General features: G+C 64.0%; 23 protein-coding genes and 1 pseudogene. 16 read left to right on the top strand and 8 right to left on the bottom strand.

Translation table 11 applies throughout. The features are described from left to right. Positions 1–361: 361 nt before the first annotated feature. Genes C6W92_RS15780 through C6W92_RS15745 form a run of 8 tightly spaced genes read right to left on the bottom strand, consistent with a single transcriptional unit; the run spans position 362 to position 7,048 of the window. The gene (locus tag C6W92_RS15780) at positions 362–769 is read right to left on the bottom strand and encodes a cupin domain-containing protein (protein WP_129434871.1); all 408 of its coding nucleotides are present in this window, start codon (positions 767–769) and stop codon (positions 362–364) included. Positions 770–795: 26 nt separating this feature from the next. Then, on the bottom strand, positions 796–2,040 hold the full coding sequence (locus C6W92_RS15775) for an acetyl-CoA hydrolase/transferase C-terminal domain-containing protein (protein WP_129434869.1): 1,245 nt from the start codon (positions 2,038–2,040) through the stop codon (positions 796–798). 7 nt (positions 2,041–2,047) lie between these two features. Further along, positions 2,048–3,244 carry an acetyl-CoA C-acetyltransferase gene (locus tag C6W92_RS15770; RefSeq protein ID WP_129434867.1) on the bottom strand — a complete coding sequence of 399 codons (1,197 nt, stop codon included), beginning with the start codon at positions 3,242–3,244 and terminating at the stop codon, positions 2,048–2,050. Further along, complete coding sequence (locus C6W92_RS15765; protein WP_206735553.1) at positions 3,244–4,161, bottom strand: SDR family NAD(P)-dependent oxidoreductase; 918 nt, start codon at positions 4,159–4,161, stop codon at positions 3,244–3,246. The genes C6W92_RS15770 and C6W92_RS15765 overlap by 1 nt, the downstream gene beginning before the upstream one ends. After that, complete coding sequence (locus C6W92_RS15760) at positions 4,161–5,318, bottom strand: acyl-CoA dehydrogenase family protein (RefSeq protein WP_129434865.1); 1,158 nt, start codon at positions 5,316–5,318, stop codon at positions 4,161–4,163. Before C6W92_RS15760 ends, C6W92_RS15765 begins: the two co-directional genes overlap by 1 nt. After that, the gene (locus C6W92_RS15755) at positions 5,315–5,767 is read right to left on the bottom strand and encodes a MaoC family dehydratase (RefSeq protein ID WP_164989265.1); all 453 of its coding nucleotides are present in this window, start codon (positions 5,765–5,767) and stop codon (positions 5,315–5,317) included. The genes C6W92_RS15760 and C6W92_RS15755 overlap by 4 nt, the downstream gene beginning before the upstream one ends. A gap of 10 nt (positions 5,768–5,777) precedes the next feature. After that, positions 5,778–6,197, bottom strand: coding sequence for a MaoC family dehydratase (locus tag C6W92_RS15750; RefSeq protein WP_129434861.1), 420 nt, complete (start codon positions 6,195–6,197; stop codon positions 5,778–5,780). Further along, positions 6,194–7,048 (bottom strand): IclR family transcriptional regulator, encoded by an 855-nt coding sequence (locus C6W92_RS15745; RefSeq protein WP_164989264.1) that lies wholly within the window; start codon positions 7,046–7,048, stop codon positions 6,194–6,196. Before C6W92_RS15745 ends, C6W92_RS15750 begins: the two co-directional genes overlap by 4 nt. Positions 7,049–7,050: 2 nt before the next feature. On the opposite strand from C6W92_RS15745, the gene C6W92_RS15740 reads away from it, so the two are divergent. The 16 genes and pseudogenes from C6W92_RS15740 to C6W92_RS15670 all read left to right on the top strand — a co-directional run bounded on the left by C6W92_RS15740 (position 7,051) and on the right by C6W92_RS15670 (position 23,051). Further along, positions 7,051–8,463 (top strand): CoA transferase, encoded by a 1,413-nt coding sequence (locus C6W92_RS15740; protein ID WP_129434857.1) that lies wholly within the window; start codon positions 7,051–7,053, stop codon positions 8,461–8,463. Further along, positions 8,451–9,632 carry an ABC transporter substrate-binding protein gene (locus C6W92_RS15735; protein WP_129434856.1) on the top strand — a complete coding sequence of 394 codons (1,182 nt, stop codon included), beginning with the start codon at positions 8,451–8,453 and terminating at the stop codon, positions 9,630–9,632. The genes C6W92_RS15740 and C6W92_RS15735 overlap by 13 nt, the downstream gene beginning before the upstream one ends. Positions 9,633–9,668: 36 nt before the next feature. Next, positions 9,669–10,544: a branched-chain amino acid ABC transporter permease gene (locus C6W92_RS15730; RefSeq protein ID WP_129434854.1), complete on the top strand. Its 876-nt coding sequence runs from the start codon at positions 9,669–9,671 to the stop codon at positions 10,542–10,544. Then, positions 10,537–11,475 carry a branched-chain amino acid ABC transporter permease gene (locus C6W92_RS15725; RefSeq protein WP_129434852.1) on the top strand — a complete coding sequence of 313 codons (939 nt, stop codon included), beginning with the start codon at positions 10,537–10,539 and terminating at the stop codon, positions 11,473–11,475. Before C6W92_RS15730 ends, C6W92_RS15725 begins: the two co-directional genes overlap by 8 nt. Then, entirely contained in the window at positions 11,465–12,217 is a 753-nt protein-coding gene (locus C6W92_RS15720) for an ABC transporter ATP-binding protein (protein WP_129434850.1), read from the top strand. The genes C6W92_RS15725 and C6W92_RS15720 overlap by 11 nt, the downstream gene beginning before the upstream one ends. Continuing rightward, on the top strand, positions 12,207–12,929 hold the full coding sequence (locus C6W92_RS15715) for an ABC transporter ATP-binding protein (RefSeq protein ID WP_129434848.1): 723 nt from the start codon (positions 12,207–12,209) through the stop codon (positions 12,927–12,929). The genes C6W92_RS15720 and C6W92_RS15715 overlap by 11 nt, the downstream gene beginning before the upstream one ends. Positions 12,930–12,931: 2 nt before the next feature. Next, positions 12,932–14,854, top strand: coding sequence for an AMP-binding protein (locus C6W92_RS15710; RefSeq protein ID WP_206735552.1), 1,923 nt, complete (start codon positions 12,932–12,934; stop codon positions 14,852–14,854). 9 nt (positions 14,855–14,863) lie between these two features. Beyond that, the gene (locus C6W92_RS15705; RefSeq protein ID WP_129434843.1) at positions 14,864–15,643 is read left to right on the top strand and encodes an SDR family oxidoreductase; all 780 of its coding nucleotides are present in this window, start codon (positions 14,864–14,866) and stop codon (positions 15,641–15,643) included. Positions 15,644–15,663: 20 nt separating this feature from the next. Beyond that, entirely contained in the window at positions 15,664–16,473 is an 810-nt protein-coding gene (locus C6W92_RS15700) for an enoyl-CoA hydratase/isomerase family protein (protein ID WP_129434841.1), read from the top strand. 4 nt (positions 16,474–16,477) lie between these two features. Further along, positions 16,478–18,541 carry an FAD-dependent oxidoreductase gene (locus C6W92_RS15695; RefSeq protein WP_129434839.1) on the top strand — a complete coding sequence of 688 codons (2,064 nt, stop codon included), beginning with the start codon at positions 16,478–16,480 and terminating at the stop codon, positions 18,539–18,541. Further along, positions 18,528–19,292: an SDR family oxidoreductase gene (locus tag C6W92_RS15690; protein ID WP_129434837.1), complete on the top strand. Its 765-nt coding sequence runs from the start codon at positions 18,528–18,530 to the stop codon at positions 19,290–19,292. Before C6W92_RS15695 ends, C6W92_RS15690 begins: the two co-directional genes overlap by 14 nt. Then, a pseudogene (locus tag C6W92_RS18040) lies at positions 19,271–19,768 on the top strand (NAD(P)-binding domain-containing protein); the annotation flags it as partial. The gene C6W92_RS15690 and the pseudogene C6W92_RS18040, both read left to right, overlap by 22 nt. After that, complete coding sequence (locus C6W92_RS18035; RefSeq protein WP_277815904.1) at positions 19,766–20,188, top strand: NAD-binding protein; 423 nt, start codon at positions 19,766–19,768, stop codon at positions 20,186–20,188. The pseudogene C6W92_RS18040 and the gene C6W92_RS18035, both read left to right, overlap by 3 nt. Then, positions 20,181–21,017 carry a MaoC family dehydratase N-terminal domain-containing protein gene (locus C6W92_RS15680; RefSeq protein ID WP_129434833.1) on the top strand — a complete coding sequence of 279 codons (837 nt, stop codon included), beginning with the start codon at positions 20,181–20,183 and terminating at the stop codon, positions 21,015–21,017. The genes C6W92_RS18035 and C6W92_RS15680 overlap by 8 nt, the downstream gene beginning before the upstream one ends. A gap of 19 nt (positions 21,018–21,036) precedes the next feature. After that, positions 21,037–21,834 carry a CoA ester lyase gene (locus C6W92_RS15675; RefSeq protein WP_129434831.1) on the top strand — a complete coding sequence of 266 codons (798 nt, stop codon included), beginning with the start codon at positions 21,037–21,039 and terminating at the stop codon, positions 21,832–21,834. A gap of 59 nt (positions 21,835–21,893) precedes the next feature. Continuing rightward, positions 21,894–23,051, top strand: a complete 1,158-nt coding sequence (locus tag C6W92_RS15670) for an acyl-CoA dehydrogenase family protein (RefSeq protein WP_129434829.1) — start codon at positions 21,894–21,896, stop codon at positions 23,049–23,051. The last annotated feature ends 334 nt before the right edge of the window (positions 23,052–23,385 follow it).

The following is a 23,385-nucleotide window of genomic DNA, read 5'->3' as shown; positions in this document are numbered from 1 at the left end:
CAAAGACGCGCACTCGGAGCCTAAAGCGCATTTGTCTCGCACATGACCTGAAGACCGACCTCCAGCCGTCCAATGACCGGAGGTGCAAAGAAAATGCTTGCAATTCTGGCTGCGATTAGACGACTCGATCACGCGCCGACAAGGTCAAAAGGTTCTTGCATCATGGGCGGCAACCAAAGAAGCCGCTAGTCGTTCAGTCGACTTTGGGGCGCACATCGTTGGCGCGGTGGATCATCCAGTGCGAGAGAGAGCCACAGAAGCCGCTAGTCGATCGTCATGAGATGCGTGATTGAGGCACTCATGTTTGCATCGTCCTTTGAAATGAAGGGGGGGTAGTGCGCGGCACTTTCTCGTCCGGGCGTCAAGCGCCCCGGTCAGGTCGCACTGCTGCTCTCGTCGGGGTCATGTGATCGAGATGATCGCGCATGCCCACGGACCTGTCCGAGAAGTATTGGAACTCGATCAGAACGCAACCACTTTCCGATAGGATCGGGCCATGTGGCGTGCCCGGCGGGCGGATTACGTAGGCCGGTGCGGTGACGCTGGTGCCATCGGCCTTGGAGGTCAGCGTGCCTTCAAGCACGAACACCTCTTCCCAATAGGCATGCACGAACGGCTCGTCCGTTTCGCCACCCGGCGCCACGCGCACGCAGCGGGTGCGATAACCTTGCGCGTTCGCCTCGTCGAAATTGCCGCTCAGCGGTTTCTGCGCGATGCCGGTGGTGCCCGGAACAGGCTCCCATCCCTCTGTCATGTCGAGTTCGAACATTTGCGTCTCTCCCTTGTGATCTGGCTCTATTGCTCGGCCCCAGTCAGGTCATCCCGAAACGCGGGGTCGGCGATGGCGGTAAGCCTGCGGCGCCGTTCATCAAGCGTCTGGCCCCGCAAATCGGCGATCCCGTTTTCGGTGACGACGATGCCGATATCCCCGCGTCCGACCGTGGCCGGGCCCGACAGGCGCGGCACGATGCGACTGAATAGGGTGCCATCCCGGCGTTGGGCTGTGGCGGTGAGCGCAAGGATGGCCTTGCCGCCCTCCGAGGCCTGCGCGCCGCGAGAAAAATCCACTGCCCCGCCAATCGTGCCCAGATACCGCCCCCCCGCCGATTCGGTGTTGGCCTGCCCCGACAGGTCCACCTCGAGCGCGGAGTTGATCGCGGTGAAGGCCGGAAGCCGAGCGATGGTGGCGGTGTCATGCGTGTGGCTGATCGGGCGCATGGCAATGGCGGTGTTGCTATCCGCGAAGGCCAGTAGCTCGGGCGTGCCCAGCAGCGTGCCCGCGACCGAGAGGCCCGCATCGATCGGTTTGCGCGAATTGTCAATCGCGCCGGAGGCCATGAGCGCCATGCCGGCATCCGACAGAACGCCACTGTGCAGCCCCAGGTGCCTGCGATCCAGAAGCAGGGCCGCCACGCAATCGGGTGTGGCCCCAAGCCCAAACTGGAGCGTTGCGCCATCGTCGATCAGGCTGGCGACATGAGCGGCGATGCGGCGATTGGCGCGGGAGGGGGGCTGCATTGTCATTGCGGCGGGGGCGTAGTCCGCCTCGACCATCACGTCGATCTGCCGCGCGTCGATCCGCGCGTCGGTAACGGGGACCTGCCGGTTCACCTCCGCTATCACGAGGCGCGCGGCGGGGATCAGGGCCGCGACGTAATCGCAGCAAGCCCCAAGGCTGTAGCCGCCATTGGGATGCCGGGTTACCTGCAGCATCAAGACGTCGACCTGACGCATAAGGACGCTCGCAAGCTGCGAGTAATGCAGCGGCAGGATATCGAGCTTGCCCGCCGCCGCGAGTCGCCCGTTCCGGCCCGTCCCACAGAAGGACCGGAAGCGCACGCAATCGGCATGTTCGGGATCGGCGCTATCGCCAAGGCTGATGCCGATGAACGCGCCAAAGCCGCCGATCTGGTGACGCTGCGCCATGAGCTGCCGGGTCAGACGCAACGGCTCGCCGCAGGCCTGCCCCCAGGCCACTACGTCGCCCGGCCGGATCAGATCGGCAAACCTCAGCTCATCGGTGTCTGTTGGCTGGGGCATGGTGGCCTCAGGCGCGCTCGAAGATCGCGGCCATGCCCTGGCCGCCGCCGATGCACATCGTCTCCAACCCGTAGCGAGCCTCGCGGCGCTTCATCTCGTGCAGCAGCGTGGTCATAATCCGCACCCCGGTCGCGCCGATGGGATGGCCAAGCGCGATGCCCGATCCGTTGACATTGACACGATCGGGATCGACGTCATCCCAGCATTTCAGCACCGACAGCACCTGCGCCGCGAACGCCTCGTTCACTTCGATCAGGTCCATCTCGCCCAGCGAAAGGCCGCTGCGCCGCATCACCCGCTCGGTCGCCGGCACCGGCCCGATGCCCATCTGCGCGGGGTCACACCCGGCGGCGGACCAGCCAACGAGAAAGGCATCTGGTCTGAGGCTAAGCGCCTGCAGCCGATCTTCCGCAACCACCAGGCAGGCGGCGGCGGCATCGTTCTGTTGCGCCGCGTTCCCCGCCGTTACGGTGCCGTCCTTCTGCAGCGCACGAAGTTTGGCGAGCCCCTCGGTGGTCGTGTCGGGCCGGATGCCTTCATCGCGCTCGACCATGACCGGATCGCCGCGCCGCTGCGGCACCGCGATCGGCACCACCTCCGCCGCCATCCGGCCCTCGTCCCACGCGGCTGCGGCCCGTTGATGGCTGCGCGCGGCGAAGGCGTCGGCGGCCTCGCGGGGGATATCGTGCTTGTCGGCGAGCGTTTCGGCCGTCTCGATCATGCCGGAGATGAAGCCGAAGCGGTGCTCGGGCTGCGAGCGTTCTCGCCCCCGATCAAGCCGGTCATAAAGCGCGGCGTTTCCCATCCGCGTGCCCCAGCGCATGCCGGTAGTATAGAACTCGATGTTGCTCATGCTCTCGACGCCCCCGGCAAGCACCACGTCGCAAGCCCCGCTCTGGACCATCATCGCGGCGGTTGCGATGGATTGCAGCCCGCCGCCGCAGCGACGGTCGAGTTGCATCCCCGGCACCTCGATCGGCAGCCCGGCCTCAAGCGCGATCCAGCGGCCAACACAGGGTGTTTCGGAATTGGCGTAGGACTGGGCGAACACCACGTCGTCGATCTGCGCGGGGTCTAGCCCGGTGCGCTCCAGCAGCGCGCGCACGACGGCCGCGCCGAGGTGTTCGACCTGCACATCTCTGAGCGCGCCGCCAAAGCGGCCGACTGGGGTACGAAGCGGGCTGATGATGGCGGCACGACGCATCAGACCGGATCCCACGAGAAGACATCGGCCGACACCTCGAGCGGATGAAAGCTCGCCTTGAGGGCCGGCATCGCCTGAGCGCCGATTTGCGCGGGGGTCCAGCCTTCAGAATTATGGACCGACCGCACCGGGCGTGGCTGGCTGATCAGGAATATCTCATTGTTGCGCACGGCGAAGATCTGCCCCGAGGCATCGCAGGCATCCGCAAGCAGGTAGATGGCGAGTGGCGCCACCTTGGCCGGCGTCATCTCCTTGAGGCGGGCGACGCGTTGTTCCTGTTCGGGGGTATCGACCTTGATCGAGCTGATCATGCGGCTCCATGCAAAGGGCGCGATGCAGTTCGACCGCACGCCAAAGCGCTGCATGTCGAGTGCGATGGATTTCGACAGCGCCGAGATGCCCAGCTTCGCCGCCGAGTAATTCGCCTGCGCCAGATTGCCGATCAACCCCGAGGTCGAGGTCATGTGCACCATGCTGCCCGACGCTTGCGCCTTGAAATGCGGTGCTGCGGCCCGGCTGACGTTGAAGGTCCCGTAAAGATGCACCTTGAGCACGCTGTCCCAGTCTTCGTCGCTCATCTTGTGAAAGAAAGTATCGCGCAGGATGCCCGCGTTGTTCACGATCCCGTCGATGCGCCCGAAGGTGTCGATCGCGGTCCCGATGATGCGTTGGGCAGAGGCGGGCTCGGTCACGGTGTCGGTGTTGGCCACGGCCTTGCCCCCGGCCTCTTCGATCTCCTGCACCACGCTGGCAGCGGGCCGGTCATCCAGCCCCTCGCCGCCAAGGCTCGCCCCGATGTCGTTGACGACCACCTGCGCGCCATGTGCCCCCGCCATCAGCGCGATATCGCGCCCGATGCCGCCGCCCGCGCCGGTGACGACAACGACCTTGCCGTCGAGCATACTGTCCTCGTTCATCATGCCTCTCCTTTCAGGACTTGCCGGGCGATCAGAAGTTGCTGGATCTGGCTGGTGCCCTCGTAGATGCGCAATAGGCGCACGTCGCGGTAGAACCGTTCGACGGGGTATTCGCTCATATAGCCCGCGCCGCCATGCACCTGCACCGCACGGTCGGCTACGCGGCCCACCGCCTCTGTCGCGAAATACTTCGCCGCCGACGCCTCGGTGCGGGCCGCGCCGGTATCGTCGTAGATGCCCGCCGTTTCCTCAACCAACGCCTTGCAGGCGCGGTATTCGGTGTAGCTGTCGGCGATCATCCCCTGGATAAGCTGATATTCGGCAATGGGTTTGCCGAACTGCCGCCGGTTCTTGGCATACTCCACCATCTCCGAGATCAGCCGGTCGCACATCCCTGTCGCCAGCGCCGCGATATGGATGCGGCCACGATCGAGCACCCGCATGGCGAGGCGAAAGCCGCGACCGGGCGTTTCGCCGATGATGGCGCTGGCGGGCACGCGTACCTTGTCGAACACCACGTCCGAGGTGGTCGTGCCGCGCTGGCCCATCTTGCGGTCCTTCTTGCCCACAGTGAGGCCGGGCGCGTCGCCCGGCACGAGGAATGCCGAGATCGCTTCGGCCCCAGGGGCGTCGAAATCGGTGCGGGCCATGACGGTGAAGAGGCCCGCGCGTTCGGCATTCGTGATGTAGCGCTTGGTGCCTGAAATCAGGTAGTCATCGCCGTCTCGTACCGCCTTCGTCGTGAGGTTTGCGGGGTCAGAGCCGGTGTCGGGCTCGGTAAGGGCAAAGGCGCACATCAATTCGCCACTGGCGAGCCGGGGCAGGTAGGCCTCCTTCTGCGCGTCGGTGCCTTCGAAGATCAACCCGCGCGCGCCGATGCCGATATTCGTGGCCAGAAGCGACCGGAAGGCGAGCGCGGTGTGGCCGAAGATCTGCGCGATCTGGGCCTCCTGCCGGGCGTTCAATCCGATGCCGCCATATTCGGGCGGAATGGTCAGCCCGAAGAGGCCCAGCTCGCGCATTTCGGTGACGATCTCTTCGGGAATTTCATCCTCGATCTCAAGCCGGGTTTCGTTCGGCATGAGCCGCTCGATCACGAACCGCTGGATCATGTCCCGGAGCTGTTGGAATGTGTCGTCGTCAATGTCCTGGCTCATGAATGATCCTCTGGATTGTTCCCCTTGGCGCTGTCCCGTGCCGATGTGGGCGCGGGCGGTCCAAGGCTGCATGTTCCCTCGACAGCGCGGTCGCCTGTCTCAGTTTCGACGAAAATCTCGTAGCGGCGGTCGTTCGAATCGGCGAGCCTTCCGCGCGCTCTTATGGTGCTGCCGACACGGACCGGGCGGATGAAGCGGACGTCGATCCGTAGCTCGGGAAAGCTTTCGCCGAATGTGGTCTCAAGCGCGTCGACAAGCAGGTTGAGGCCCATGGTTCCGTGAATGATCGGCGCGCCAAAGGCGGTCTTGGAGGCGAAGTCGGCATCGACGTGGATCGGGTTGTAGTCGTCCGTCAGGGCCGCGTATCGCTCGGTCATCTCGGGCGTGGTCTGCAATTGCCCGAGGTCGAGGTTATCTGGGAGAGCATAGTGGTTGGATCGGTCCGCCATTACGCACCCCTCACTTTGCCCAGATGGAGCGGACATCGCCGCTCAGGAGCGTCTCGGCGCCCCGGGTCACGGTAAGCGCGAAGGTCACCCAGCCGCGCCCCTTGCGTTCCGTCTTGTCCCGGCATGTTGCCTTCAAAGTGACCGTATCGCCCAGCCGCACATGGCCGGTGCCGAAGTTGAGGCTTTGACCGGCGTGGATGTTGCCCGGCGGGCGGGGTTGGATCAGGCCGAGATAGGCCTCCATCATGCAGGTAACGAGCAATCCGCGCGGCAAGGGCCGGGACGTATCGTCGGATTTCGATCCGCCGCCATAGATCGCGTCCCACTTGGCGAGCCGGTCGGGATCGAGGGTAATCGACATCTCGCCAAAACTGTGACCGGGGTGGAAATCGGCGAAGGTCCAGACATCTGTCGCGGGCTTGGCCGTCATGACTTCGGCCTCTGGATGGGGGTGGGGTCCGGCCCGGGCACGGCGGCGCGGCGATCTGCCTGGCGCACGCCTTTCGAGACGCCAAAGAGCGTCTCGCTGATCCAGTCGGCTGAGTTGCGGATATCAACTGCAAGGCGCTCCAGATCATCGCGCGGCAGCTGGCCCGCAATGTTAATTCCGCTTATGCCGAGGCGTGTCTGGCGCCTGGCATCGGTGACGATGGACGCGGCGATCTCGACCCCGACGAAAAGTTTGCCGAGGTCGAACGCATAGCCGTCGGCCTTGGCCTGTCGCACATCGGCCAGATAGTCGTCGAATGTCGGCGGGTCCTGCCACTGCAGCTTTTCGAACTTTTCCTCCAGATCGCTTTGCTCGAGCCCCGCAAGCGCGGCGTAGCATCGCCCGACCGCACCCACATAGACGGGCAGGCGCGCGCCAAGCGACATGTCCACGCGAACGTTACGACCCGTCGCAATGCGGTCCACAAGCACAACGCGCTCCGTCTCCGTGATCTGCCAGAGGCAAATGAGGCTATTGTGATCCACCGAAAGCCTTTGAAGCTCTGGTCGGATCAGATCAACCTGATTGACGCCGAGCAGCGGAACGGAAAACTCCAGCATCCCCGCGCCGAGACGGTAGGTCTTGGCGTCTTCATCGAACTCCACCAACCGCTCTGACGCCAATGTACGAAGGATGTTGAAGCAGGTGCTGACGCTCACATTCGTGGCCCTTGCCACCGTCGCCACACCCATCGGCTCGCCCGCCTGTGCCAGCACCCGCAAGATCGAAAATGCGTTTGCGACGGCCCCGACGATTTTTGGAGCGGGGGCTTGATCGGCGGCTTGACTCATGTATGAATAGCTTTCAGAAACTTGTGAATGATGTTCACTATAGAAAATACCAAATCGAAGTTCAACCATTCTGTGACGATAAAAAACAAGCTAGACGGAAACAAAACGTGACAGCCAAAGCAGGCAAACCCCTTTCCCAGCGAGGGCCGGAAGCTTCCGGGTTGTCGGGGATTCGTGTGCTCGACCTCGGGCGATACATCGCGGCACCCTACTGCGCCGCGCTGCTGGCCGATCAGGGGGCAGAGGTTATTCGCATAGAGCCGCCAGAGGGTGCGCCGGATCGGGATGTCATGCCGATTGGCTTGGAGGGGCGCGGTGCGCTCTACATGCAGGTTAATCGCAACAAGAAGTCACTTGCGCTGGATATCACGACGGACGAGGGCCGCGGCGTCTTCGAGCGTCTGGTTGCGCAGTCGGATGTCGTCATGGTCAACTTGCCGCCCGCGGCATTAAAGCGGGCGCGGCTGGATTACGAAAGTCTCAAGGCGCTGCGAAGCGACATAATCCTGACCACAATCTCGGCGCTGGGCTTCGAGGGCGACGCGAAGGACCGCACCGGGTTTGACGGGACGGGTCAGGCGCTAAGTGGTGCGATGCACCTGACCGGGACGGGCGAGCGCCCGATGCGGGCCGCGGTGTCATATGTCGATTTCAGTACGGCGATGGCGGCGGCCTTCGCAACCGTGTCGGCGCTTTACGAGCGGACCCGGACAGGGCGGGGGCAGCATGTGCAGGCGTCGTTACTGGGCAGTGCGGTCACGATGACCAACCCTATGCTGATGGAGGAAGCTTCGGGCGCGCGGCAACGCGAGGCGATGGCGAATCGCAGCCCGATTGCGGGGCCATCCGACCTGTTCGAGTTGCGCGACGGCTGGATACTGGTGCAGGTCATCGGCAACGGGATGTTTGCCCGCTGGGCGCGCTTGATCGGACGCGAGGATCTGATCGACGACCCCCGCTTTTTCTCTGACCTTGGCCGGGGCGAGAACGGTGCGGTACTGAGTGAGATCATGTCCGATTGGTGCGCCGGGCGCACGATGAAAGAGTGCCTGACGGAGCTGGAGAACGCGCGCATCCCCGGGTGCCCCGCTCTGACACCCGCCGCCGCGCTGCGCGCACCAGAAATCAAAGACGGCGGTTTCTTTCGCAACGATCCAGCACCCTTCGGCGCCCGCGGCGCTGATATGGGTCTGCCGGTCGTAACCGGGGCGATCCGCACCGCCGCGGCGATGGCCAACGCAGGGCATCCCGCGCCCGAATTGGGGGCGGATTCCCACGAATTGCTGACGCGATTTGGATTCGGATCGGAGGAGATCCGCAAACTCACGTCACCACCGTCGGCTCGAGTAAGAGCCGCAAAATTGGGCGGCTCAGACCGCCCGCCAAAAGGAGGAGAACGGAAATGTCTGGATTGAGAACGTTAAAAATGGCGATCTTGGGGGTCGCTATGGGCCTGATGGGGTCTGTCGCGGGCGCGCAGGAGGCCATCAAGCTTGGCCTATCTGTGCCGCTGTCGGGCGGCGGGGCCGTCTGGGGCAAGGGCTCTGTCTTCATGTGCGAACGCGCGGTCAAGGAGATCAACGAAGCCGGCGGCGTAACCGTGGATGGCCAGACCTACAATTTCGAATGCGTCGCCTATGACAACAAGTACAACGCGGCCGACGGCACCAAGGTGGCGCAAACACTGCTGAACCGCGAAGGCATCAAGTTCATTGCTGGCAGCCTCGGCACGGCACCGGTCAAGGCGATGCAATCGCTGACCGAACGGCAGGGCGTTCTGCTCTTCACCACGGCCTGGGGCTTTTCCGTCAAGGGTCCGGAATTTCCCCTGACCTTCACGCAGATGAACACCCCGTTCGAAATTCTGCCGAACCTCATTCCCTTCATTGCCGAACAGCATCCCGACGCAAAGACGTTGGCGATGCTCAACCCGAATGACGCTTCGGGCCAGGATACTGAGGAAGTCGCGCGGAAAGTCTGGCAGGACACCGGTATCGAGCTCCTGAGCAGCGATTTCTATGAGCGCGGCACGACCGAGTTCCAGCCCATCGCTGCGCGCCTCGCGGCGCTGAACCCCGACATCATTGACTTGGGTGGTTCGCCCCCGGCAGATGCGGGTGCGGTTTTTCGTGAACTGGCCGCGATCGGCTGGGATGGCGTGAAAGTTGTCGAGGTTGGCACCGGTGCGGATGGCATCAAAGCCACCGGCGGTGATGCGGTTGAAGGCGTCTACATGGGGGCTGCCGTGTCCTTTGCCGGCGACGAGGTCACCGATCACCAGAACGAGGTCAACGAAGAGGCCCGTGCCGTGATCGGCGAGTCGCTCAACGCGATCCATATCGGTTTCTACGATTCGATCTACGCGCTCAAGGCAGCGATGGAAGCCGCCGACAGCATCAAGCCCAAGGAAGTCGCCGCCGTGATGCCGGACGTGACCTTCCGCACCTTCTACGGCAGCGAGATCGGCTTCTACGGTGAGGAAACCTACGGCACCGTTCAGCAGATGCGCCTGCCGGTGATCATCACCCAGATTCAGGACGGCGAACTTGTCGAACTGGGTCGTGTTGTCCCGGACGGCAAGTAACCGTCGCCGGGTCTGAACTGAAAAGGTGCTCCGGCCATGCAAACTGCGATACAACTCACCCTGACGAGTCTGCAGATAGGTGCGGTCTACATCCTGTTCTCCCTCGGTTTGACGCTGATCTTCGGTGTCATGCGGATCGTGAACTTCGCCCACGGCCATCTCTTTGCCCTGTCGGCGCTGGTCGTGGCGGTGATGTTGTCGTGGCTGGCGGGTATGGGAATACCCATCTTGCCCGCCTATCTGCTCGCGGTGTTGGCCGGGGTGACCGCCTCGGCTGCGCTCGGGTTCATCATCTACGTGTTCGGGTTCAAGTATTTCCAGCGCGACATGGTGGGCTCGTTCATCCTGTCCATCGGGCTGGTTCTCCTGCTCGACGGCATCTTCCTGGAGATTTTCGGGGGGGCAGTGCGCGGGGTACCCGAAATCCTGCCGGGCAGCGTCGAGATCCTCGGCGCGTCGGTGACCCAGCAGCGGCTCTTTCTCTGCGGGATGGCGGTGGTGATCACCGCGGTCCTCTACTGGGCGCTGACCCACACCAAGCTGGGCAAGGCGCTGCGCGCCGTGTCCATCGATCATGAGGCGGCGATGTTGCAGGGCGTGCCCTACAGCCGTATGGCACTAGCGGGCTTCATGATCGCGGCCGTTCTCGCCGCGCTCGCGGGTGCGCTGATCGCGCCCATTTCAATCGTCACGCCGGTCATCGGTGCCGACTACCTGATCAAAGGGTTCATTGCCGTCATCATCGGCGGACTGGGCAGTATCCCGGGGGCCATCCTCGGGGCGCTCTTCGTCGCGGTGATCGAAACGGTGGGATCCTTCTACCTTGATCCCACATCGGCGATGATCACGATCTTCGTTCTGGTGATCGTTGTCCTGCTGGTGCGTCCTAGGGGGCTGATGGGACATGGCTGATACTCTGAGACTTCCTTACTGGGCGGCAGGCATCGCCGCGGCGATCAGCGTCTCGCTCCTGGTGAGCGACCCCTATGTGGCGAGCGTGGTCAACCTCGTGTCCATTGCCGCGCTGATCGCGGTCAGCCTGCGGTTTGTGATGCTGATCGGCGAGCTGAACTTTGCCACCGCCGCCTTCGTCGGCATCGGGGCCTACACTACCGGAGCGGTCATCACCATTTGGGACTGGCCGTTTGGCATTGCGATGATTTCGGGCGGGATCACAGCAGCGGCGGTCAGCGTGGTGTTCGGCTATATAACCTTGCGTACGAAGGGGCCCTATTTCCTTCTAATCGGCTTTGCCTTCACGGAAGCGGTGCGCATCATCTATTCCAAGAGCATGGGGTTGGGCGGCAATTCCGGCATGGTAGGGATATTCCCGCCGATCGCCTTCGATCCGTGGATGCCCACGTTCGTGATGGCCATCGCGGCGCTGCTCATCTTCGCGCTTTACGTCATCGAGAAATCCGACTTCGGTAAGATATTCACGGCCATTCGCGACAACGAGGACGTGGCACGCACGGTTGGCCTGAACATCCTCTTCGTCAAGGTCGCCTGCTTTGCCATCGCGTCCTTTGCCGCGGGCGTCGCGGGCAGCCTGCACGCGGTGGTCAACAACGTCATCAGCCCCGGCGATTTCAGCTTCCTTCTGTCGGCTTTCGCGCTCGCCTATGTCAAGGTCGGCGGCGAGGACAACATCGTCGGCCCGATCGTTGGGACCATCCTGCTTGTCGTGCTGGGCAGCTACGCGCTCGGCCTCGGCGGGCACGAACACATCTTCTATGGCGCGGCCATTGTGCTGGCCGTCCTGTTGATGCCGGAGGGCATCACCGGACTACTGCGCAAAGGGCGCGATTTGGTCATGGCAAGGGGGGAGCGGAATGCGGACTGAGAGCCAGAACGGCACCGAGCCGCTCTTGAAGACCTCGGGGCTGACCCGGCGGTTCGGAGGACTGATCGCCGTAAAAGACGTTGATTTCGAGATCCGGCCCGGGGAGATCCTCGGCCTGATCGGCCCCAACGGCGCGGGCAAGAGCACGACGTTCAACCTGATTAGCGGCTTTTACAGACCGTCCTCGGGATCGATTTCGATCTTAGGGCGTGATTGCACCGGCAAATCGTCGATGGCGATCAGCCGCATGGGCCTTGTGCGCACCTTCCAGCACGGCAGCCTGATGCCTAGCATGACGGTGCACGACAATATCCTACTGGGAACGCTGCACGGTATCAGAGGTCACGCCGCCCGCCGCAAGCGGGCCGAGGAAACTGCCGAAATGCTTGGGCTTACCCCCTATCTGACGGAAGCTGCGGGCACGCTTCCGCACGGGATCCAGCGGCTTGTCTCAATCGGCATCGCGTTCGCGGCCCGGCCCCGGCTGCTTTGTCTCGACGAGCCGTTGACCGGCCTCAACCAGACCGAAGTGACCGAGACGTTGTCGATGCTGGAGCGTATTCGCGACGATTTCGGCTGTTCCGTGCTGCTGGTCGAACACAACATGAAGGCGGTGATGAAGGTCTGCAACCGCATCGTCGTGCTGCATCACGGCGAGGTTCTGGCAGCCGGCAGCCCGACCGAAATCCGCAGCGATCAGAACGTCATCAACGCATATCTGGGGCATCGTCATGGCAACTGAAGCTCCTCCTCTCCAAGTCTCGAACCTGTCGGTTCGCTACGGTGTCGTGCCGGCGATCAACGATGTGTCTATCGAACTGCGCAAGGGCCGGATCCTGACGATCATCGGTGCCAATGGCGCGGGCAAGTCGACCTTGATTAAGACGATCTGCGGCCTCGTAAAGCCGGTCACGGGCGAGGTGCGTCTCTTTGGCGAGAATGTCGTCAGGCAATCCCCGGACCGGCTGGTGGCCAAAGGGCTGTCGGTCGTCCCGGAAGGGCGGCGCCTGTTTGGCGAGATGACCTTGCTCGAAAACCTGGAGATGGGCGCATTCTCTCGATTCGATCAGAAGGCCGTGAAGCGCAACCTCGAGCATGTGCTCGATCTCTTTCCCGAATTGCGCGACCGTCTCTCGACCCAGGCCTCGAAATTCAGCGGCGGACAGCAGCAGATGATCGCCGTTGCGCGCGCATTGATGAGCGACCCGCGGGTTCTTCTGCTTGATGAGCCGACCATCGGTCTTGCCCCAGCGATCGTCGACCGGATCGCGGAAATCGTGACCACCATCGCCCAAAGCGGTGTCGACGTGCTGCTGGTCGAGCAGAACGCCGAGGTCGCGCTCGAGGTCGCCGATTATGGATATATACTCGAAGGCGGGTCCATCGTCATGGGCGACGAGGCGCGCGCGCTGGCGCAGAGCGCGGATGTGCAGCGCGCCTATCTGGGGATATGATCATGGGACTGGACAACGACAACATCTGGCAACCGACCGAGACCTATATCGAAGAGGCGCAGGTCACCGCACTCGCCCGGCGGCTGGGAGTCGCGGATTTCGATGAGCTCTATGACTTCTCTCTGGAACACCCCGAACGCTATTGGCGCGAGGTTGTCAATTTCTGCGACGTGCGTTTCAGCCGCGATTACGACACATGGTGCGACCTAGCGCGTGGCGCGCCGTTTCCCTCGTGGTTCGTTGGCGGAGAGATGAACTTGACCGACATGATCCTCGAGCGCGACGAGGGCCGCGACAGGACCGCCATCACCGCCGAAAGCGAGGACGGCGCGTCTCGCAGTGTTACCTACGCTGCACTGGCCCACGAGGTTCGCCGCTTCGCCGCCGGTCTGAAGGCGCGGGGCATTGCGCGCGGAGATCGCGTGGGCCTGCTCATGGAGAACGGGATCGAGGCGTCCGTATCTCTGCTGGCCATCGCCTATATGGGCGCAATCGTCGTGCCGCTCTTCAGCGGGTTCGGAAGCGATGCGGTGGCGTCGCGCCTTGGCCCCTGCGGCGCGCGCGCTCTGATCACCACGACCGGCTTTTACCGGCGCGGGCGCTTCATAGCTACGGCCGACATGCTGGCCAAAGTGCGCCGCGACCTGCCCGAGCTGGAACATGTCATCGTCAAGGGATCGGAGGCGGCACCTGCGCCGGGCGACGTCACCGATTGGCGCGATATCCCGCAGGATGCGGAGCCGGACAGCCGATCGGCCCGGATGTCGCCGGACGATCCTTTCATGGTGATCTTCACCTCAGGCACAACGGGCAAACCCAAGGGTGCAGTGCATGTGCATGGTGGTTTTCCGGTCAAGATCGCGCATGACTCCGCCGTGCATTTTGACGTGGAGCCGGGCGACGTGTTCTGCTGGCCTGCCGACATGGGCTGGATCGCGGGAGCCTTGATCCTAGGTGCTGCGTTGCTGCGAGGGGCGACCCTCGTTTGCTATGACGGCGCGCCCGATTACCCGGACTGGTCGCGCATGGGGCGGCTGGTCGAGCGCTACAAGGTCACGCATTTCGGATCGGCCCCGACGCTTATCCGGGGCCTTGCCACGCACCGGGCCACCGCGATCGCGCCGGATCTCTCGTCGATCAAGGTGCTCATCACCGCGGGCGAGGCGATAGCGCCAGAGCATTTCGTCTGGTTCGAGCGGCATTTCGGGCGTGGGGAATGCCCGTTGATCAACTATACCGGCGGCACCGAGGTCTCGGGCGCGCTGCTGGCGAGCGTCGTGACCAAGCCCATCGTGCCGGGGGGATTCAACGCCCGGTCGCCCGGAGTGGCGGTCGACGTGATCGATCCCGATGGGCAGTCGCTGACCGGGTCGGTCGGCGAGCTTGCGATCCGTGCGCCGTTCATCGGCATGACGGCGGGCTTCTGGGAGGACGAGGCGCGTTATCTCGAAAGTTACTGGCAGACTATTCCGCGCCTCTGGGTGCATGGCGATCTGGCGCTGCACACGGATGATGACCATTACTTCATGCTTGGGCGCTCGGACGATACGATCAAGGTCGCGGGCAAACGGGTCGGGCCGGGCGAGGTCGAGGAAATCCTCGTCGAGATCGACGGCGTAATTGAAGCCGCAGTCATTGGCGCCACGGATGCCGAAAAGGGGCAGACCATCGTGGCGTTTCTCACCTGCGAGGAGGTGTCCGACGATATCCGGGAAGTGGCCCGGGCGCGCGTCAAGGACCGCCTTGGCGCGCCGTTCGCGCCAAGCGCCGTCTACATCGTGCCGCAGCTTCCCAAGACACGCAGTTCCAAGATTATGCGGCGCGTCATCCGGAGCGTTCATTCCGGCAACCTGCCGGGAGATATTTCATCCCTCGTCAACCCCGAAGCCATCGACGAGATCGCGCGCATCGTGAAGACTAAATAGGAGAACGATATGGATCTGGGACTTCGCGGAAAGAAGGTTCTCATCACCGGGGCATCGCAGGGGATCGGCGAAGGGCTGGCCGAGGTCTTTGCCGAGGAAGGCTGCGATCTGCACCTCGTGGCGCGATCCGTGGACAAGCTGAAGGCGTTGGCCGAAAGGCTGGGCTCCGAACATGGCGTCACCGTCGCGTGCCAGGAGCAGGACATCGCGAAGCAAGGCGCGGCCAAGGCCATCGCCGACGCGGCCGGTGAGGTGGATGTGCTCGTGAACAACGCGGGTGCCATTCCCGGTGGCGATCTCTGGCAGGTGGACGAAGACGCATGGCGCGAGGGCTGGAAGGTCAAAGTCTTCGGCTATATCGACCTTTGCCGCGCGATCTATCCCCGGATGAAAGAGGCCGGCGTCGGCGTCATCCTGAACAATATCGGCAACGGCGGAGAGAATTTTGACTTTCGCTATATCGCGGGGTCGACCGGCAATGCTGCGCTGATGGGGTTCAGCCGTGCGCTTGGCGGCCCGAGCCTTGATGACGGTATCCGCGTCCTGGGCATCAACCCCGGGCCGGTCGCGACGGATCGGATCGTCAACATCATGAAGAAACGCGCGATCGAGCAGTGGGACGACGAGAGCCGGTACACCGAATTGATGGAGGCCTATCCGCTGGGCCGCCCCGCCTCCGTGCGCGAGGTCGCGGATCTCTTCGCGTTCATGGCTTCGCCGCGCTCGGGTTACACGTCCGGGACCATCATCACCGTCGACGGCGGGCTGACCTCGCGCCGCTCGATCTGATCACCTGCAGGAGTCATCCCATGTCCGACAACTATTCGTCCTTTGCCTCGATTCTGGTGGAGCATCCCGCAGATGGGGTGCTGCGCCTGACCCTGAACCGGCCCGAGAGGCTCAATGCGCTAGATGCCGATGGGCACCGGGAACTGGCCGATATCTGGCGCGTGGTGGACCGTGATCCAGACACGCGCGCGGTGATCCTGCGGGGCAAGGGCAAGGCTTTCTCGGCGGGAGGCGATTTCGATGTCGTCGAAAAGCTGGCGCAGAGCTTCGAGGAGCGCGCCAACATGTGGCGCGAAGCGCGCGACCTAGTTTACAACATCATCAACTGTTCCAAGCCCATCGTGTCGGCGATCAACGGCTCCGCCGTGGGCGCGGGGCTGGCGGCAGCACTGGTATCTGATATCCCCATCGCCACCAAGACCGCGAAGCTGGTGGATGGCCATGTGCGCCTCGGCGTGGCGGCGGGCGATCACGCGGCGATCATCTGGCCGCTTCTTTGCGGCATGGCGAAGGCCAAGTATCATCTCCTGCTGAACGAGCCCGTAACAGGCGAGATGGCCGAGCGGCTCGGCATCGTGGCGCTCGCGGTCGAGGATGACGAGCTTGACGACAAGGCGCTCGAGGTTGCCACGCGGCTCGCCAACGGCGCCCCCTCGGCCATCCAGTGGACGAAATACGCGCTCAACAACTGGCTGCGGCAGGCGGGGCCGACCTTCGACACCTCTCTTGCGCTTGAAATGCTGGGCTTTTCGGGACCCGACCCGAAGGAAGGGCTGAAATCGTTCGAGGAAAAGCGCCCGCCGGACTTCCCGAAGAAAGCGCCGTTCTGAACCGATGGTGGTCCAGACGGCATATCCCCGGCTGTTCGAGCCCCTGAACCTTGGTCACGTCACGCTGCGCAATCGCATCGCCATGATGCCACACGCGGTGATGTTCGGCGGGGGCTACGGCTCGGCGATCGACCGCACGGTTGCCTACCATGTCGAGCGCGCGAAGGGCGGTGCCGCGCTGATCATCATGTCCAATTTCCTGATGCCCGAATCGTGGAAGACAATGGGCAGTTGGGGTGGCGCGCTTGAGACGACACCGCTTGGCGGGCTCGATCTGGCCAACGATACCAGCCTGCAGCCCGAGTACACCCGTATGATCGCCGAGATTACCGGGCATGGCGCGCATTTCGTGGCGCAGCTCAACGCCAGCGGCCGGCAGCTTCGCTCGCCCGGCACGACGCAGTTCGGCCTGCCGCTTTTCGCGCCCTCCCCCCTGGCCTGCCCGCGCACGGGCGAGATCCCCAAGGAGATGGACCAGGGCGATATTGAGGAATACATCGTCACGATGGTTGACGCCGCCCTCAACATGCAGGGGGCGGGCGCGGCCGGGGTCGAGCTTTTCGCGGCCCAAGGCTATCTGCTGCACGAATTCCTCTCGCCGGTCACCAACAAGCGCACGGATGCCTACGGTGGCTCGCTGGACAACCGGATGCGGTTCCTGATGGACACGCTGACGGAGGTGCGGGCCGCGGTTGGGGATGATTTCTTGATTGGTGTGCGCATGAACGCGGTCGACGAGGTGCCCGGCGGGCTGACCATCGATGACGCGACGGAGATCGCCCGGCGGCTGCGCGTGGTCGGGGCTAGCTATGTCAACGTGAGCGGGCTCACCTCGCTGCACTATCCGGGCTGGATTTCCGACATCACCGCGCCCACCGCGCAGTTTGCGCCTTATGCGGCACAGATACGCCAGGCGGCGGGCGGGATGCCGGTCTGCGTCTCGTCGCGGATCGCCACGCCCGAGGACGCTGAGGCGGTGCTGGCCGAGGGGCAGGCGGACATGATCGGCATGGCGCGTGCACTGATTTCCGACCCTGAATGGCCCAGGAAGGCCGCGCGCGGCGATCGGGCGGGCATCCGGCTTTGCACCTATTCCAACCAGACCTGCATCGTCGGGCTCGACCGCGGGCGGGGTATGGGCTGTATCCACAACACGGCCGTCGGGCGCGAGGCCCAGCTTGGCATCGGCAAGATGCGCAACGCTGCACGGCCCTGCAAGGTGGCCGTCATCGGAGGCGGGCCTTCGGGCATGGCCGCCGCGCGCATTGCCGCCGAGCGTGGCCATGACGTCACGCTCTTCGAGGCGTCTGGCGCGCTGGGCGGCCAGAACCTGATGACCGCGGAGATAGGCTCGCGCCGTGGCTACGGCGAGATACACCGCTGGCAGGCAGAGATGCTGGACCGCGCGGGCGTGACCATCCGGTTGGGCATCAGGGCCGAGGCGGATGCGATTGCCGAGGAGGGCTTTGCCGTTGCCGTCGTCGCGGCCGGGTCCGAGCCGCGCGCAGATGGCTACACGTCGCTGCGGCCCGGGGCCGACGGGATACCGGGCGCGGATGACGCGTGCGTCGCCACGGTCTGGGACGCGTTCCAGGACCCCGAGCGGTTTTCGGGCGAAGTGATAGTGGTCGAGGACGACCCGCACCTGTCGGGCACCGCGGCGGCGGAAAAGCTCGCCGCGCATGGCTGCCGGGTAACAATCATCACGCCGCACATGCACGCCGGGGCCGACCTTCCCGTGCACCACGCGCCGCAGCTTTACCGCAAGCTGGCGCGCACGGGTATTTCCGTGCGTCCGGCCACGTTTGTCACGCAGATCCTGCCAGATGCGGTGCTCTGCGAGGATCGCTTTGGCGGGGCGAAGACGCGGCTCGATCACGACGGCGCCATCGTCTTGGCGATGGGAAATGTCGCGCGCAACGGGCTGGCAGATCCGCTTCGGGTGCTGGGGCTCGAGGTGCATGTGGTCGGCGACGCACTCGCGCCGCGACAGGTGGATCACGCCATTGTCGATGGAGAGCGCGCAGGCTGGATGATTGGATCAGGAGGGAACGATGCCGAGGCTTGAGGGAAAAACCGCGTTCATCACCGGCGCGGCGGGCGGGATTGGCCACGCGATCTGCCGCCGCTACATCGAGGAAGGCGCGCGGATCGTCGCCGCCGATATTGATGCGGACGCGCTGGAGGACTGTCTCAAGGAGGCGGGCGCGGGCGAGAACGACCTCGCCCATGTCTGCGACATCACCGACCCCGAGAGCGTCAAGTGCGCGATGGCCACAACGGTCGACCGGTTCGGCGCACTTCATATCCTGTGCAATGTCGCAGGTGGGTCGAGCCCCGCCGACGGACGCGTGACCGAAGCCCCGGACGAGGAATTCTGGCGGGTCATCAAACTCGACCTTTACGGGACCTTTCTGTGCTGCAAATATGCGATCCCCGAGATCGCGCGCGCAGGCGGCGGTTCGGTTGTCAACATGTCGTCGATGGCCGCCCTGATGGCCTTGACGGAGCGCGATTGTTACACGGCCGCCAAGGGCGGCGTGGCGTCGATGACCAGGTCGATGGCGGTGGAATACGCACCCGAGAAGATCCGCGTGAACGCCATCGCGCCCGGCCTCGTGTTGACGCCCCGCGCTGAGCGGATCATGAAGGAGCGCGAGGAAATCCGCCTTCTGGCCGACATTCACCTGCTCGGTCCGTGCCAACCGATGGATATCGCGGAGATGGCTGTTTACCTCGGGTCCGACGAGGCGCGCGTCGTCACCGGGCAGGTCATGTCTGTCGACAGCGGCGTGACCATCCACGGAGGCGCACAATGAGCGCGCAACGTGTCGCCATGATCGGCGTCGGCGTGATGGGCGCGCCGATGGCGATGAACCTCCACGAGGCCGATCTCGATCTGACCGTGTGTGACCGAAGTGAGGCGGCGCGCGCGCCCTTCGCGGCGCTGGGACTGCGCTGCACCGACCGGCCTGCTGATTGTGCCGAGTGTGACGTCGTGATCGTGATGACCGCGACGTCGGATCAGGCGCGCGAGGTTATCTTCGGCGTGGGAGGTGTCATCGAGGGGCTGACAAACGCCAAGCCCCTCATCGCGATCATGGGCACCGTCTCGCCCGAAACGATGCGCCAGTTTGCCCGCGATCTAGAGCCATACGGCGTCGGTATCATGGATGCGCCCGTGAGCGGCGGCGTGGTCAAAGCGCGGGCGGGCAATCTTGCGATCATCATCGGCGGCACGACCACCGATTGCGAGACCTTGCGCCCCGTCGCCGAGGCGGTCGGCGAGGAGATCTTTCATTGCGGCGCGCTGGGAACAGGGCAGGCCACCAAGATCGTCAACAACCTCGTGGGCATCTCGATGCTGATGGTCGCCGCCGAAGCCTACCGCATCGGGATCGAGAACGGCCTGTCGCTGCCCGATGCCATCCCGGTATTCGAGGCCGGGACAGGGCGCAACTTTCTGACCGTAACGCCCCATGCCGCGTCTGAAGCCTATGCCGCGTGGGCGGGAACGCGGGGGGAATTCGACGCGCTGCAATCCATCATCACCAAAGATATTGACCTCGCCCTGTCGCTTGGAGAGGCGGCAGGCCCCCTGCCGATGACCAACGCGCTCCGCGCCGTGCTGGCAGGGGTCGGCGACGAGACATTCGAGACCTGGAGCTTGATCGCAAATTCCGCGCCAGGGGGCGAGGTCGACGATCATGGCTGAGACGGATCCACACGACTGGATCGGGCGCGAATTTATGTCCGAGGACACGATGACCGAACGGCTGGTCGACAGTTTTCGCGCCACGATGGCCCCCTATCTTGCCCCGATCGTGGCAGGCGAGGCGCCGCTTGGCAGCCACTGGTGCCTCTTTCCCACGCGCGAACCGATGGCGGGGCTTGGGGCGGACGGGCACCCGGCGCAATACCCCTACCTTCCGCCTCCGCCGCTGCCGCGCCGGATGTGGGGCGGGGGGGAATTGGACCTGATCGCGCCCTTGCAGGTCGGCGACCGGGTCACGCGCAAAACCGTGATCTCGGACGTCAAACAAAAGACCGGGCGCTCGGGCGACTTGTGGTTCTTGACGTTGGAGCATGACTACGAAACCAAGCGTGGCCCGGCGATCCACGAGCGGCAGGACGTCGTCTATCGCGACCCGGTCTCGGTCAAGCCGCAGCCCTCAGCCAAGACCGGCCCTGGCGCGGAGCGATCCGATCTGCCTGCGCTTTGGGAGGTTGAAACCAGCCCCACGCTGCTTTTCCGCTACTCCGCGATCATCTTCGTGTCGCACCGCATCCACTACGATCTGCCCTATGCGACCGAGGTCGAGGGCTATGACGGCCTTGTCGTGCACGGGCCGTTGCAAGCCACGCTGCTGCTCAATGCCGTGGCAGAGCGTCGCGGACGCGCGCGCGGCCGGTTCAGCTATCGGGGCGTCGCCCCGGCGATCTGCGGCGATACCCTGTCGGTCTGCGTCGACCCATCAGGCGAGGGAGATTTTCACACCCGAAGCGCGCGCGGCATCCACATGACCGGCAGCGCCGAAGGCTGACGGGGAGCAGGCACTACAGATGACTGACCCGTTCAGCTATCTCTTCGTTCCTGGCCACCGGCCCGAGCGGTTTGCCAAGGCCGCCGCGTCGGGGGCGCACCGCGTGATCCTTGACCTCGAGGATGCCGTCGGGGCCGAGGCCAAGGAAAGGGCACGCGACCATGTGGCCGCCTGGTGTGACGAGAGTGGCCAAGTCATCGTGCGGATCAACGCCGAAGACACGCCATGGTGGCAAGATGATATCGCCCTGCTGGAGCGTCACCAAGAGGCGGAGGTCATGGTGCCGAAGGCCGAGCCGGATGCGCTCGTCCGGATCGCGGCGGCGCTGCCGAGGCGGGCGCTCATCGCCATCGTCGAGACGGCAGTGGGGCTCGCCCGGCTGCGTGAAACCGTTCGGCTTCCCGAGGTGGCGCGCATTGCCTTCGGTAATATCGACTTTGGCGCCGATACGCGCATTCCCGGCACCGGCCGGGTGCTCGATCCTGCACGGTTCGAGATTGTCCTCGCCTCGCGGCTGGGCGATCTGCCCCCGCCGATCGACGGGGTCACGGTCTCGCTTGATGACGCCGAAGAGATCACGGCGGATGTCGCGCGCGCCCGCCAGATGGGCTTTGCCGCCAAGCTCTGCATCCACCCCCGGCAGGTTCCTTTCGTCAACACGGGCTTTGCTCCCACCGAGTCCGAAATCGAGTGGGCGCGCCGCGTGGTTGCGACGCTCGACGCGGCGGAAGGCGACGTGGTTGAAGTGCAGGGCAAGATGGTGGACCGCCCGATGCTGTTGCGCGCGCGCCAGATCCTGGCGCGGCACGAGACCTGACCGGGCGCCGTGCCGAACCGCGCTGCGCCGAACTTGAACATCGAATGAGGAAATCAGCCATGTCAGACATCGAGAAACATCAGGAGATCCGCGATGCGGTCGCCAAGCTTTGCGCGGGGTTTCCGAGCGAATACTGGCGCAAGCTGGATCAGGAGCGGGCCTATCCGTCGGACTTCGTGACCGCGCTGACCGAACAGGGGTATCTCTCCGCACTTATTCCCGAAGCCTATGGCGGCATCGGGTTAAGCCTGTCCGCCGGCACGGCGATCCTTGAGGAAATTCACCGGGCGGGCTGCAACGCGGCGGCCTGTCATGCGCAGATGTACACGATGGGCACGCTGCTGCGGCACGGCAACGACGCGCAGAAAGAGCGCTACCTACCCGGTATCGCCGACGGATCGCTGCGCCTGCAGGCCTTCGGTGTGACCGAGCCCGGCAGCGGCACCAACACGCCCGCGATCAAGACCACCGCGCGAAAGGATGGCGACCGCTATATCGTTAACGGCCAAAAAATATGGACCAGCCGCGCGGAATACTCCGACCTGATGATCCTGCTGGCCCGGACGACGCCGGTTGAGGAGTGCAGGAAAAAGACCGACGGGCTTTCGGTGTTCATCCTCGACATGACCGCGGCGAAGGGCAATGGCCTGCGCATTTCGCCCATCCGCACGATGATGAACCACGCGACCTGCGAGGTATTCTTCGACAATGTGGAAATTCCCGCCGAGAACCTGATCGGGGAAGAGGGGCGTGGCTTTGGCTACATCATGTCAGGCATGAATGCCGAGCGGATCCTAATCGCGTCGGAATGCATCGGTGATGCCAAATGGCTGATTAAAAAGGCCTCAGCCTACGCCTTCGAGCGCGAGGTCTTCGGGCGGCCAATCGGGCAGAACCAGGGCATTTCCTTCCCGATCGCGCAGGCCTACGCGCGGATGCGCTCGGCCGAATTGATGGTCCACGAGGCGGTGCGCCTCTACGAGACTGGCGCCAACCCGGGTGCCGAGGCGAATATGGCCAAGATGCTGGCCGCCGAGGCCAGTTGGGAGGCCGCGGAAGCCGCAGTGCAGACCCACGGCGGGTTCGGCTTTGCCGAGGAATACGATATTGAACGCAAGTTCCGCGAAACCCGCCTCTACCAGGTCGCGCCAATCTCGACCAACCTGATCTTGTCCTATCTGGCCGAACACGTCCTGAAGATGCCGCGAAGTTACTGACGGACGTCAAGTTGGACATGAAGCGACGCAGTCGCTGTAGTGCTGTGAACTGATGCGGTGGATGCCCCCCAAACCTGGCGTCGGTATTTGTGATGACTGACCGTCGCGTCCTTGATCGTCCTGTTTATCTTTTCGAGCTGGCCTTGGTCCACGGATGGTTGGGTTTGGTCTGTTGGGGCTCGATACCGTTTCCCTGCAAGATCGTGTTGATCCTGCCCTGAAAAAGTGGACGGGGTCAGGCCGCCATGCGCTCCATGTCGGCCGGTGATCTGTAGCCTATCGCGGAATGCAGGCGGCGTGAATTGTAGAATCCTTCGATGTAGGCGAAGAGATC

The sequence above is a fragment of the Roseovarius sp. A46 genome, from assembly GCF_004126395.1.
Taxonomy (GTDB): Bacteria; Pseudomonadota; Alphaproteobacteria; order Rhodobacterales; family Rhodobacteraceae; genus Roseovarius; species Roseovarius nitratireducens.
This window is presented reverse-complemented; position numbering and strand designations above follow the sequence as displayed.